The 12,249-nt window shown below is 46.1% G+C and carries 17 protein-coding genes; all 17 read right to left on the bottom strand.

All coding sequences use genetic code 11. The features are described 5' to 3' along the window. Positions 1-493: TraU family protein (locus CTN07_RS21485; protein WP_211315308.1), on the bottom strand; the 493-nt coding region annotated here is incomplete at its 3' end. Positions 494-722: 229 nt separating this feature from the next. Next, positions 723-1,133, bottom strand: coding sequence for a hypothetical protein (locus tag CTN07_RS21480; protein WP_013404477.1), 411 nt, complete (start codon positions 1,131-1,133; stop codon positions 723-725). Next, on the bottom strand, positions 1,126-1,614 hold the full coding sequence (locus CTN07_RS21475) for a DUF3465 domain-containing protein (protein WP_080551815.1): 489 nt from the start codon (positions 1,612-1,614) through the stop codon (positions 1,126-1,128). The genes CTN07_RS21480 and CTN07_RS21475 overlap by 8 nt, the downstream gene beginning before the upstream one ends. Positions 1,615-1,647: 33 nt before the next feature. Continuing rightward, positions 1,648-2,079 (bottom strand): hypothetical protein, encoded by a 432-nt coding sequence (locus CTN07_RS21470; protein ID WP_036766269.1) that lies wholly within the window; start codon positions 2,077-2,079, stop codon positions 1,648-1,650. Between the two features lie 5 nt (positions 2,080-2,084). After that, positions 2,085-2,480, bottom strand: coding sequence for a hypothetical protein (locus tag CTN07_RS21465; RefSeq protein ID WP_036766267.1), 396 nt, complete (start codon positions 2,478-2,480; stop codon positions 2,085-2,087). A gap of 12 nt (positions 2,481-2,492) precedes the next feature. After that, positions 2,493-2,795, bottom strand: a complete 303-nt coding sequence (locus tag CTN07_RS21460) for a helix-turn-helix domain-containing protein (protein ID WP_036766265.1) — start codon at positions 2,793-2,795, stop codon at positions 2,493-2,495. A gap of 130 nt (positions 2,796-2,925) precedes the next feature. Further along, on the bottom strand, positions 2,926-3,615 hold the full coding sequence (gene traW, locus CTN07_RS21455) for a type-F conjugative transfer system protein TraW (RefSeq protein WP_005306925.1): 690 nt from the start codon (positions 3,613-3,615) through the stop codon (positions 2,926-2,928). 3 nt (positions 3,616-3,618) lie between these two features. Further along, a complete protein-coding gene (locus tag CTN07_RS21450; protein ID WP_013404472.1) occupies positions 3,619-3,900 on the bottom strand; it encodes a hypothetical protein in 282 nt (93 codons plus the stop codon). A 3-nt stretch (positions 3,901-3,903) separates the two neighbouring features. After that, positions 3,904-4,206 carry a TrbI F-type domain-containing protein gene (locus tag CTN07_RS21445; RefSeq protein WP_157132381.1) on the bottom strand — a complete coding sequence of 101 codons (303 nt, stop codon included), beginning with the start codon at positions 4,204-4,206 and terminating at the stop codon, positions 3,904-3,906. A gap of 45 nt (positions 4,207-4,251) precedes the next feature. Beyond that, positions 4,252-6,837: a type IV secretion system protein TraC gene (traC, locus tag CTN07_RS21440; protein WP_005306923.1), complete on the bottom strand. Its 2,586-nt coding sequence runs from the start codon at positions 6,835-6,837 to the stop codon at positions 4,252-4,254. Between the two features lie 8 nt (positions 6,838-6,845). Further along, positions 6,846-7,262, bottom strand: coding sequence for a type IV conjugative transfer system lipoprotein TraV (traV, locus tag CTN07_RS21435; protein ID WP_036766264.1), 417 nt, complete (start codon positions 7,260-7,262; stop codon positions 6,846-6,848). A 9-nt stretch (positions 7,263-7,271) separates the two neighbouring features. Beyond that, positions 7,272-8,426, bottom strand: coding sequence for a TraB/VirB10 family protein (locus CTN07_RS21430; RefSeq protein ID WP_170107351.1), 1,155 nt, complete (start codon positions 8,424-8,426; stop codon positions 7,272-7,274). 339 nt (positions 8,427-8,765) lie between these two features. After that, positions 8,766-9,467 (bottom strand): type-F conjugative transfer system secretin TraK, encoded by a 702-nt coding sequence (gene traK, locus CTN07_RS21425; RefSeq protein WP_005306914.1) that lies wholly within the window; start codon positions 9,465-9,467, stop codon positions 8,766-8,768. Between the two features lie 43 nt (positions 9,468-9,510). Beyond that, positions 9,511-10,065 (bottom strand): type IV conjugative transfer system protein TraE, encoded by a 555-nt coding sequence (traE, locus tag CTN07_RS21420; RefSeq protein WP_036766263.1) that lies wholly within the window; start codon positions 10,063-10,065, stop codon positions 9,511-9,513. Between the two features lie 12 nt (positions 10,066-10,077). After that, positions 10,078-10,386 carry a type IV conjugative transfer system protein TraL gene (gene traL / locus CTN07_RS21415; protein WP_036766260.1) on the bottom strand — a complete coding sequence of 103 codons (309 nt, stop codon included), beginning with the start codon at positions 10,384-10,386 and terminating at the stop codon, positions 10,078-10,080. Beyond that, entirely contained in the window at positions 10,386-10,712 is a 327-nt protein-coding gene (locus CTN07_RS21410) for a hypothetical protein (RefSeq protein WP_005306911.1), read from the bottom strand. Before CTN07_RS21410 ends, traL begins: the two co-directional genes overlap by 1 nt. Positions 10,713-11,047: 335 nt before the next feature. Beyond that, the gene (locus CTN07_RS21405; protein ID WP_036766259.1) at positions 11,048-11,326 is read right to left on the bottom strand and encodes a hypothetical protein; all 279 of its coding nucleotides are present in this window, start codon (positions 11,324-11,326) and stop codon (positions 11,048-11,050) included. Positions 11,327-12,249 lie beyond the last annotated feature (923 nt).

Raw genomic sequence — 12,249 nt, 5'->3', positions numbered from 1 at the left:
CATCGAAGTTATCCATCGCCATACATGCAGAAGACTGCAATATTTGTAACCAATAGATGAGCGGATATTTGTACCAGTGTGCTTGGTAAAAAGCACCAGAACTGCTATCCCCTGGTTTTTTATAACTATTCTGGCCGCCTATCTGTTGTGACATACCACCGCCTAATGAAAAGCCCAGGTTGACCATGCAAAACGGAACGCGAGTCACATCAGTAATGGCATAAGGCTCCCAATAGCCAATGTTCAAACCCACTTGCATGAAAATGGGTGGCGGTTTGGGGCAGAACGAGATGGGTAGTGATGGGTTGGGTGTGTCAGGGTGTCTTGATGGAATGAGAGGTACGCTACCTAGCGTGATGGGGAATATACATTCCCAGCAAATATCAGTGATGGGGTTCATAAATCGTGCCCTGCAAGCAGGACCCGAAGCACTGGCCGCGTTAGAGGCCATGAGCAAACTGAACCCCAACACCCACAAAAGGGGTTTTGTCATGAGTTTAAGCTCTCTATAAGGGGTATACATGGGCGTGACTTTCCCAATCACTTGAGCTCGATAAAAGAGTAAATGGCAATAAAGTCAGTAATATTTTCATTGCAGTTCCTTATTTAAAATGAGTGAAGCCCTTCTCAAAGAAAAGAGAATCAGGCAGTTTGCATCGAGTAAGGCTAGCGAGTAGGTGAGCGTTCTTGCTTAATGCAATCTGCCCGACAAGCGAAGCGCGTCAGTGTGCGCGATTTGGAATCAAGGTGTGCCGGATAAACATCGGTAAGTTCGCAAAAGCAATTAGCGCAAGGGCTAAGGCGATACGTTCATAAACGGTGTAAGGGTTGGGTGAAATAGCAACGTCTATTTGTGATACGAAGACCGGTAAGGCAATCAACACCAAAAACGTAATATGCCAAGGCGCTTTTTGTCGAGGCTTTTTACTAGGAACTTTTGACAGCAAAAAGGTTATGATTATGGCTGCAATCAGAACCATGACACTGGCGCTACCCCAATAGGTCATTGCCTCGCTAGTGAAATGCAGACTGGTTAATGAATCAAACTTGGTGACTTGCTGACCAATGGTGAAGAAAAATCCCCCTGCCAGTGCCAAGATAACCGATTGAGTAAACGCAATGATTCTATTCATATTTCACATTATTCACTTTTAGCCAACCATCAGGGTGTTTCTGTTTTGGATCTTTGTGTGTCCAATGGATAACCCCGCCTTGATGATTCCATTCGTACTCACCGTAAAATTGCACTTTGTCGCCTTCTCTTAAGTTGGGAACTCGCGGTGCGAGTTCGATATTGTGCGCAATCAGCAAGGTGTGGCCGCTAGGTAAAGACAGAATGAATTTCTGGTGAGGCGTGCCTTGGGTATCATCGGGTAAGAGTGTGTGAACAATGCCAGAGCTTTGTACCTGAAAACCGCTTTTTTGAACAATGTAGGCTTCAAGGATTTTCATTTCCCCTTGATGGTCAAGAGTTTCATCCGGAATATCAACCACAGGCGGAATGATGTTCGGTGGAGCTGTTTGGTTGCTGTTATCACTTCCTCCCCCGCATCCGATTAGAGTAAGACTGGAGATTGATAGTGCAACCACTGAAATAACATGTTGAATTTTCATATTTTAACTATTCCCTTAATGGATAATGTGTCGTTACTTAATGATACTGTTGAGTAAAATGGTTTTAGAATGCGAGGTGAGATATGCCATACCTTCCATATCTTCTTCTTTATTAATGACAAACAAAATCCGTGGGTTTTGTTGATGAGCGCTTTTAATCATTCGGTCAAGTACCACACAATTGAGCTCTTCAACGCCATCGACCACAACCACATCTTTACCTTGAGTATCAATGAAATCGCTTGGGTCTAAGGGGTAAACCTTACTCTTATGGCGCGCGATGTCGGTTTTCATAGTTTGCTGGAAAACATCAAAACCAAAGCATTCTTGTAAAAACTGACTACAGGAGTGCTTTGTTACTAACACAGGAATGAGATGCTTATTCCAAGCTAACTCAATGAGTTGACGGTAGGTATAATGAGTAATATTGATGGTATCTCGCTTAGGTCTAATGGGTGTCACCATAGTGGTTATTCTCTCCATGTGTTGAGTAAGTTATCGACACCTTTAGATAGGCTATCGAAGGCCGATTTGGCTTTCTCTGCGGTATTCCAATCGCTGCAGTCCATGTTGGCTTTCAGTTTTTCAAGCGCCGCATGATAGGTTTCATCACTGGTATTGTTCTTTAAGGCCAAAAGCATGGGGTAGAACTGTTTGCTTTGCGCAATGTCCATCACAGCTCCTGGCGTGAGTCCATCTGGGCAGGTTTTTTCTTGCAGCATTTGGATGTCTTTGGCAACCAAAGCGCAGTTTGGGCAAACTTGGTTAAGCATTGTTTCTTCTTCACTTTGAAACGGCCAAATGCTGGCGTTTACCAGAAAAGGGAAGAAGGTAAGGGCTAACAGCCCGTATTTCCTATTTTTCATTAGACTCTCAATCTAATTAGTTGCAGGTAGGACAGATATTAAGCGTCGATTGACCTCTTGGATTAACTTTTCATTACTCAGATGTCGAAGTCGTTCATTTATACTGTCTTGTGGCGTGGTTCTAAAAAATAGAGACGGTGACACTTCAAGAAGGTGAGCACATTTAATAATCGTTGTATATCGTGGTTCTCGTTTACCACTCTCATAGTCCTGATATGTTTGGCGTGCTAATCCCAGTTTTTTGCTCATCTCAATTTGAGTAAACCCCTTTTGTGTTCTCAGACTCGTCAGAATGAGGCTAAAATAATTCGGCATAGTGGTTCCGTTATATTGATGTATGCTCATTTTTCACGATGAGAGCATTCGTCTTTGACTCATTAACCTCATTGTGAAAAATCGAGCTTAGGAAAAAGCGAGAATGACGGAGCAAGAGCTGCCGTTGTTCCTATTTATCTAAGGTTAGCGACTCATTGCTGATATCAAACTCTTGTATCTTCCAGGCAAAACCGTCCTGCATGGCAACGGACGGCACATGTTTAACCTTTAACTGCCTTGTGATGTTACCCAGTTGGTCAAAGTAAATGCGCTCACCTAAAAACTGAAACACGGTTTCAGGCGCGCCATTAATGAGCACCCATTTGATTGGTAGTGGCTTGGCTTTGGCGCGTTCATTGGCTAAGTAGCGCTTGGCAAAGTTGAGTTGCCGCTTGTCATCCCCGTCGAGAAACACCAATTGCTTGCTAAGCTGTAAATGCGGAAGCGCTTGGCCGTTAGGCCAGGTCTTAGCATTGAACGGGTTGATTTTCAGTCCCTTCTTAAACAGTACCTTGCCCTTATTGTCTTTGATGTCAGCGGCTAAGGTGAGGGTGGGATCGACGGTGAAGGTTGTTGGGTTGGTGGTTGGGGTGATGCCTGCAACGGGGACAGGTCGTTTTACCGATTGTTTCACTTGCTCTTTAAATCGAGCTTCCATGGCATCCATCTCGCCTGTTTCTTGATAGTGGGTTAACCGGGCGTTGATCCAATCGAGCATGTCGATTTCAATGATGCTAAAAGTGGGGGCAATATTCCCCAACGATTTGGCATGAAGTACGGGACTTAAGAGCAAGGCGGCGATAAGCGGCCAAGGTTTCATAATTCATCCCTGTAGTTGTCGGCAAATAGACGCCACATCGAGACGAAATAAGGCACTTTTGATGTACACTCGCTCAATTTCGATTGAGCGAAGATGTTCCGGGATCTCTTTAAACACAGCTGGACACACCCAATCCAATAATATTCCAGCTACAAAAAAGGGTAGCTCTGCACCAATGGCGTGGGGTTTGGTCAGTTGTAGACCATGTTGGTTGGCGATCACTAAAAAGCGTGCCACCGCACTGACATCAGGGCGGTGCTCAAGATAGTGCTGAAATAACTGCATAATTTACCCTTGGTTGTATCGGTAAAGGCTCTGCTTCACCTGTTCTGCGATTTCGGGAGTGATGTTCTTTGCCCCTTGGATGACCGCAGGCTCGACAAAAATCGTGGTATTGTTGGCCGTGCTGTAACGATTGAGTGTTGCTTCAACTAAGAAACTGAACTGCCGACTGCGACGCGCTACCTCTTCATCACTTAAGTTCATGGTCGAGAGCTCTTGGCTGTAATCACTAATAACCCCTTTTAAGTCAAACACTGCCATAGAAGGCGGTGGCATCAAATAATAGGCGGCAATGAGGGTGCTCGGCACACTCAACGCCACACCGAGTATGAGGGTGGGTAAGTCTATTTTCATCTATGTCATCTCTTGGCTCTGTTTATCGAGCAGGTATTGCGCCTTGATGTCTTCAAAATGCTTCATGTTGTCACCATAGAAGTGCCATGCTGTTTGGTTGATGGCATCCATCAGTGGTGTGCCATTGCTGAGCAAGGTTTCGCAATACTCGTACTCTTTGGGGTGTGTGGAGTAGAGCGAGAGCGTCCATGGGTCAACGAACAAACGGTGGAACGTGATGTTGGGCCCTGCTTGCAACATGCTGCAGGAAAAGCCGGTTTGCCCCGCAGGGGGAAAGCGTTTTATCAGGTTCACATGCATAGGGTCAAAGGCTTCGGGGTTTTCTTTTATAAATTTGTCGAATCCGTCCCCTTGCCTCAAGATGAGCTTAATGTCCGAGTTGTTATAAGCCGAAGTGGCTTCAGGGGAGGCAAAGAAATCCACAATCCCTTGTGTCACGGTGGTAAAGCCGCCACCGAACTTACGTGCGGTACGATACCCTTTATCAATGAAGGCGCGAGCCTGACGATTGCTGCCTGACATGAGCTTCCAAGCTTCTTCAATAATGCACATTTTTGGTACGCTGCGACTGCCTGCTAGATACATGGCTTGGTTAATGGAGACCATAAGAGCAAACATCACAGGTTGCAGCAAGTTATCACTAAATCCATCTAACTCAATGGTGGTCAGGTGAACGTTTGGGTCAAGCTGCGAGCGCTTATTAAAGATGTCACCGTAAATCCCATCTTGGCAGAACTTGTTGAGCTGATACCCAAAATCTCGAATGCGCTTGTCTTCGCGCTCTTCGCTTAAGGTAAAGAGTGCGTCTTGCACATGGTCAATCAAGGTATTTTGCTTATTGCTTTCCCATGCCATTAAGATGGCATCGCTGAGCGCACTCTCAAGGGTGTCGTCCAAATCGGTATTGGGCGCGGCCATGGCCGCGATAAGGCCGGTAATATCATCAAGCAAAATGGCGAGTGGATGGTCTTGGGTACCGTCATTGCGCCCATCCCCCAGTTGTCCCCCTGCTTTTTGCTCCGCATCAAGAATGTGACTGAATGGGTTTAAGAAAATATTACCCGCAGTCATGTAGACGCCATTATTGATTTGGGTGAACTTCTTATAGGAATCGCCTTTATCCAATATCCACACCTTACCTCCTTCGGAGAAGATGGCGTTGGCGATGTTTTGGGTGATGAAGGATTTACCGCTGCCTGATGTTCCAGTTATCGCCATGTTGTAGTTATCGGTTCCCATCCTAAAAGGATGGAAGTAGTTGATTTGATGGCGCATGGTGGGTAGGAGTACCCCGCCATTGAGTTGTTTGTACTCGGCCACAATGGGAAAGAAGTTCACTAGGTTGGAGGTTTTAATCGAACGGGCACGCCCCGACATCTTGCAATCATCGTAAAACTCCAACATGGAAAACGGCAGTGAGGCCAGCAATGCTTGGCCTTGCACCATATCGTTTTCAATTAAAGAGAGTCCCGCTTCACGAAAGACCCCAAGTGCTGATGCCACATCGCCTTTCATTCGTTGTTTATCGGTAAAGAGGGTTAAGGTGAAAATCATCGAGGCAATTTTACATTCGTCACGTAAGAAGGCATCTTGCAGCTCTTCGCGCTCAGCAAGCTCTTTTGAGGCTGTAGGGAGAAGTCGTCCCATAGGCGAGTTAACCCATTTGACTAAGTTACGAATTTTTCCTTCATTATCCATTCTCTGCTTGCCTGTTGGCTCGACTCGAAAATTACAACTGATGCGAAATGGACAACGCAGGGCGTTGGCCGCGTTTTTAAGGGAAGCTAGGCAGTTGGAAAAAGCGTAGAGACGAAACTCTGGCGGCAATTTACGCAAAGTGAAATTGACGATACGAGTATGAGCCGGCTCTACCTGATGGTCAAAAGTGCAACGGCTTTCAACATAGCCTTTATGGATAAGAAACTCGCTGTCGAGTTCGAGCATTTGGGTATGAAGATGTTCATCTTCGTTGTATGCCGCCTTACTCGGTGTATTACGGGCGCTGTTAAAGTTTAATACCTGGCTAACCTGATCGATGAGCTCAGGCGGTGTAATGGGGGAATGATCAAGCCCTGCTTGAACAAAGCCGTACTCAAGGGAGGTTTTGATATCTAACACCGTCTCTTCTTTCGCTCGTGAGGTGCAATAGAAACTGGCGGTATAGTTCTTTAAATCAAACCGATAGCTACTACCCATGCGCGTATTAAACCCATGACGCGCCCCATAATGGGCATAAATGGCTTGGTTCTGAGCAAGCTCAGCCACAATGCCACCACGAACCGAGGCTTCTTGGCAGTTTTTGTCAATCAAGTGCCCCACTTGATTATTGCCCGTTAGCACAAACTGATAATCCCAGTCTTTTCCTTCGGGCAGCCGCATCACCAAGTCGTTTAGAGCATCCACCAATTCGTCGTTAGCACCGCCAAGGACGCTTAAGTGTTTACCAAAGCCAAGGCTTTGATGGTTTTCAAACAACTCGGTATCGTCATTGTAGTAACGATACGGCAATTCATTATGAAGATGCCCCGCATCAGGATGGGCACGTTTAAATAAGGTTGAAAGTTTGCCCTTTGCCAGTAAACCCATGAGGACTCCTATTGCTGATGGACCCAACGCGATGGGGTAATAACGGTGAAGATACGGCTGGTTGCATGGTAATTGCCTGCATTGTCAATGTAGGGGAACACCGTGATTTCTTGTACGCGCTCTTGTTGGCGTGTTGGCCGATTGGGGTAGGCTAAGGCCATGGGTACGCCGTCGGTAACACGGGTCGGCGCCGTTACCTCAATGATGCCAACATTCTTGTTGGCCGCAGCCACAACCTGACTCTTACCCAGAACATTGCCTTGGCTGTCGGTCGCAAATTGCCCTTGGTCAACCAAGGTGTTGATGTCAGTCATTGAGACACACCCCTCAATGCCGTCAACGGCTGAGCAGGAGAAATCATCGTTCATGCCCGCGGCACAGCCGCCGAGCAGAATTGGGGTTAGCAGAAAAACAAGTCGTTTCATCATGACTCCTTAATAGGGGCTATAAACAGGTTGAGGGGGCGATTGCGTGGTGGCATCAAATTGGTTGGCTTTTTGTTGCAACTGTGCGGACAGTTGTTGTTTTAATGGGTTAGTCGGCAAGGTTGGTTGTGCGGCCAACGGGTTCATCATGTTGGTCATCAGTTGGCTTGCCATATCTCCTACCGATTGCGGCACTTCTTGTGCGCTTAAGCGCTGCTCGTATCCATCGCGCATTAATGGGTCAAGAGGAAAACCCTCAAGGAACACCAAATTGACTACCGAGCCAGGATTGAGCTCAATGATGGGGTGATATTGCTCGGCCAGTTTGATGTAGTAATCAGCCAGTTTTGACCCAATATTTTCCAGTGCTGAGCCTCCCATGTTAAGCAGAGCTTTGCTTGGGTCTACGGTTGACACTACCCCTGAGGGGCCTGTGATGGTGCTACTTGAAGCGTTCTTGGCGGTATCGCCAAGTCCGGTAAAGAGCCCTGATATGCCCGCCATTTGGATGATTTTCCCATTTCGCATCACAGGGGTGCCTCGCATACCGTTACGAGCAAAACTGAACGCCGTACCACGCACCGGAATATCAAGAATGTCTTCTTCCCCATCCTCATCAAAGATACAACTCATGCGGTTAAGACGTGCGATGCCTCGGTTAGAGGAGATTTCGCCATACACAGAAGCAGTCACAAAACAGTCCTTGATGCGTGAGCGTTTACCGTTAGGCAAAATGCCCTCATGGATGGTGCGAAAGACGATAGGCGCGGTATCGCCTTGGGCGTTTACGCCTGCATTGGCATCGGCAGCCCCCATTAATACTGCCGTAACAAAACTGCCCGTTGGCACATAGTTATCACTGGTGCGGCGATATGTGGTTTCACTTGCCATCTTCGGCCATCGATAGGAGAAGGTTTGAATACCGCGTCGAGTGGTGGTTGGGATGTCTTTTAAGCTGTGGTCATCAAGATATCCTCTGGGGGCCGTTGGCACCTGTGGGTATTGGTCAAGTGAGCCAAATGGGTCAAGTGACGGTGTAACTGAATTTGACGGGTCGGTAGTGGCACTATCACGAAAAGCATCCAAGTTGTTATTGATTAACCGCTCGGTCTCTTCACTGTTGTCATTAAGTCGCTGCTCTAAGCGGTCAAGTCCCGTTGCCACCTGCTCAGAGAGTCGCTGTCGCTCTTTTTTTAGCTCACTGACGCTTTTCTCCAGTGCGATAATGGTGCGTTGCTGCGCTTGCAGTGCAGACTTGGCATCTTTATCAGTAAAATCCTCAGTGATAACCGGCTCGAAGTCCGGCGACGGTGGGACAAAGGTTTCTTTGGGTTTGTTAATAAGCCAAAACACAAGGCCGCAGAGCCCAAAAAACAGTAGCACTATGCCAAAGAGCGTCCAGTTCTTGGTGCGGGTACTCACGTTATCTTCTTCTAGAAAGCTTGGTGCTTCATCCAAGCTTTGTGCCCCCTTTCGGGTGAATAAATCCAGTATCCCCATGAATTAACGTCCTGTGATTTGGTAAAGGTAGATACTGCCTCCAGGCGGAATGCGATTGGCGGAGAACGCCACCGCATAAACCCCTTTTTGATAAAAGCTGTCCGGCTCAATGGTGACGGCTTGAGTGGTCGGGTTTTTAAGGTAGTAGACCACTCCTGTTAAGGATTCACCTTGATAACTGCGAAGGGCTTGCAGGGAAAAAAGACCAAATGGTGACGGTTTGCTGGTCACCGATTGCTTTAAAAACCCATCGGGTTGGGTGTCAGTTACCATGTGACGAATGAGGCGAGCTAACGTTTCACTGTAAGGAGATTGGTGCTCAAATTTGGCCGCTTGCTCGGTATCACGGTCAGTTGAGACCAACAAGGTAGTGACCGCAGGCACCGCTAGCGGGCGCACAAAGGCACCAAAGCTACGACCTTTTTGCGTGGTCACATACAAGGTAAAGGGCTCAAGCACATCAATGGTGATGAGCGCTGCGCCTTGCGGGTCAACCCCTGCGCCTTCTTCACTAATCGGTAAGGTACAAAATCCGGTTGGGCAAGTAACCGACGTGATTTTGTCGTCTTGCACCACCAAGCGGTTAATGTCCATACTTGAGAGGTTTAAGGTAATGGTTTCATTGTTGCTAAATGGGATGGTGGTTGGTGGCGCAGCGACCGCCACTGCTGGTAACAAAGCAGCCAGTAAAAGCAGTGATTTCATAAATGAGTATCCAAAAAAAGAGCGCAACGAGAGTTGCGTTCAGTTACGGTTGACGAGTGATGCTTTTAAGCTCAAGCACCCCAGCAGGATAAGAAAAATGCACTAAGTAGGTGGCATTTTCCGGCTCAAGCGGACGTTCACCAACAAATTTGGAGAGTTTGCCTGAAACACGCACCACTAGATTGTTGTGTGAAACCGCAATGGCTTTGGCGGTGAAAAACGACGAGATTTTTTCTTTCTTAATTTCCGTTGCTTCGCTTAAGAACGAGGGCTGAATGTTGTGGTAGTCACGACTGCTGACGTAATTGAGTAACTGTTGGTAGTTACGCACGACATTTTCAGGGGTGACGTTGAGTTTAAGCAGCAACATATACTCAGCCATCATGATTAAGTAGCTGTCACTGACCGATAAGCTGGAAACCGTAAACTCTTGGCTGACCATCGGTGGCACGACGGTGCGTGGTTGGTTTGAAGCCAGATAGACCAGAGCGCCCGTTAGGGTAAGGTTGATAAAAATTAATAAAGCGATGGTGATTTTAAACCATCGGTTAAGCAAAGACGCCCATTCAAGGGCGTCCTTGCGGTTGCTTGCTCGCATAGAGGCGATTCCTTAGTTGAGCCAGTAACGCTTATCACTTGAGGGAGTGCGTTTGAATTTCACCTGAGTGCTGATGTAGGGTGGTGCAAACCAATAAAGGCTAAGGGCGAGAAAATTCTCGCCCTTACTTTGCTTGATGCGACGCAGGCAATACCAAATCAGTGATCCTAAACCGAGTCCCGTTAAGGTATAGCGCAGCATGGCAAACAACCCAAACACCACCAACGCCGGAATGATTTCATCCTTTGGAAATCCCATGATCACCCCTTGTTGATCAAGGTAGTGCGGGATTTTGTAGAAGGTAGGTTGGCTTTGGTTCATTAAGCTAAGCCGATGAATCCAGCGGCTACGTTCATGAAAATCATACCGATGAAGAAGCCACCGATGGCCGCAAACCAGTTTTTGGTGGTAAAGCCCAATACAAGCGCAAACGCCAAGCCTACCGCCGTCATCGAGAACCAAAGGGTGGAGTCTTTACCGGTTGAGTCGATGATCTCTTGTTTACCTTCGGCAAACATATCAGCGGCATAAGCGAGGTCTGGCACAAACGTCATTGCAACGGGGAACAGTGCCAAAAGCGCTGTCATGATGATGTTTTTGTTTTTTGCCATAAAAATGGATGGAGCTGAAAATGCAAGTGTGTTCATGGAGTTATTTCCTAAAAAGTTACCATTAAATAAAAGCGAAAGCGTACACAGATGCGTACTGCCATAGTGAAGCTATGGCAGTAAACACGCATGACGAGATCAATAAGTGATGTGTCACTCGACGGTATGGGATGCCACGGTTCGATGAAGGGAGGACAATAGGAAGTTGCCGCCAAATTAAAGAAAGTTTTAAGTGTAAACTTAACCTGGACGCCCCTATTGTCCCGAATAAAAAAAACAGCGAATTGAGACGCTGAAAAACACACTCACAGGCTAGATGTGTGTATGAAATCGTGATGGCTCACGCCAATGGCTTAAGCGTCAGCTATCGCGACTTATGAGCGTAAGCGTGATCTTGCTTGAGGTGGATATTGATATTCGCGCCATGGGTAGCATGGAATATGCGTTTTTATCACATCGCCGTTGGTATCTAATGACCAACTCATTCCTACCTGCAGACCCACAGACCAAATATTAGGATTACAGGTCAAATGAATCAGTACTGGGTCTGATGAACGTTTGAGCTTTAGATTGCCATGAGCTAAAGGATCGAAATGACGCCCTATGAGCTCTGCAAATCGTACAGCTTTGTCCGTAAAGCAAATTAGAAACATATCGGCTCCCTCCTGAAAATGGCGCACCCACCCAAAGGGTGCGCGTTGATCTTATCTCACTGTATACACTGAGCCGCCATGAGGGAGCGGCACCTTGCCACAATTGCGAATTGTTAGGTGTGCTGGTTAATCAATAAACGAATTAACCTGATGGAATATTACGGGCTTCCATCGTCAATTATCCCAAAATGAGGAGTCTGCCTTATCACAAGGGGTCTTCTCGGGGCGGATAACTTGCCGTGGCATCAATTGTTAAAGAGCTCAGAATGCTAATATTTGTAAAAAAATAATGATCTCGATCACATATTTCATATAAATCTCGGAATTAAGATGAGTTTTTAAAACGGTGTTTTCTCAAAAGAATAAAACTCTACAAATAGAACGTATAAAGTATTTATACAGAGTAAAACACTAATCTATATCTACTGCTTCTGCTTTTGTAAATAGCCATTTAACATAATGCACATAAAGCGCCGTGGAAAAAAGATATAAAAAACAAGAAAATAACTGGTCAACTGTTTATTTTATTCGAGCTCTGTGTGTTTTTTGTGTTGACTGTATGAAATTTAACGTTACTAGAATATTATATAGATCTGAATTAAGTGAGCAGGATCTCATACAAAATGAGCAGAAAGTGGATTGCGGAAAAATGCAGCGATGACTAAAATATCTTCAAATTCCAAACGAAATGACTAAATATCGTAATATCCGTGGAATTAACGATCAGTTTATTAAGGTTATCTGTCTGTTTTTAACTTAATGCTATTATGTTGTGTGTTTGTTGTAAAAATGAAACGTGTTTATCCCAATTTAAAATGTCCTTTTTCTTTCCCAGATTAAAATGTCTCTTTTTAAAGTAGCTCATCTTGCTCAGAAACTGGTTATAGAGTAGGGAAGTCACGGCTTTTTTCTGGTACTGGGTT

Origin of the sequence: Photobacterium damselae (assembly GCF_003026815.1) — a bacterium.
Lineage (GTDB): Bacteria > Pseudomonadota > Gammaproteobacteria > Enterobacterales > Vibrionaceae > Photobacterium > Photobacterium damselae.
Note: the sequence above shows the minus strand (reverse complement) of the source record. Positions and strands in the feature narration are given on the sequence as shown.